Source organism: Halomonas sp. SIMBA_159 (assembly GCF_046536035.1).
Taxonomy (GTDB): Bacteria; Pseudomonadota; Gammaproteobacteria; order Pseudomonadales; family Halomonadaceae; genus Vreelandella; species Vreelandella venusta_A.
This window is the reverse complement of the sequence record NZ_JAWJBT010001833.1, coordinates 1-229: the sequence shown is the minus strand read 5'-3', so window position 1 is coordinate 229 and position 229 is coordinate 1. Positions and strand designations below refer to the sequence as shown.

The window sequence follows — 229 nt, the reverse complement described above, 5'->3', positions numbered from 1 at the left end:
ATCAAATCCGTGACCAATTCGCATTAGGAACGCCTGTTACTAGCAGTTGCCGCTTGGGCAGCCAAAATAGCGGCTGCTAGGGCTAAGTCATCAGGGGGGGTGACTTTTAGGTTATCGCGACGTCCTTTAACTAAACGTGGCGCTTCATCCAGCGCTTCAATCGCCGAGGCGTCGTCGGTCACCACGGTGCCCAGTCGCTGGGCCTGCTCAATCGCATGGCACAACAGCG

1 protein-coding gene is annotated in these 229 nt (G+C 56.3%); it reads right to left on the bottom strand.

The window, feature by feature from the left end; all coding sequences use genetic code 11:
* Window positions 1-23 precede the first annotated feature (23 nt).
* Window positions 24-229 (bottom strand): 2-C-methyl-D-erythritol 4-phosphate cytidylyltransferase (locus tag R0J87_RS25530; RefSeq protein ID WP_498889810.1); only part of this gene is annotated, 206 nt, incomplete at its 5' end.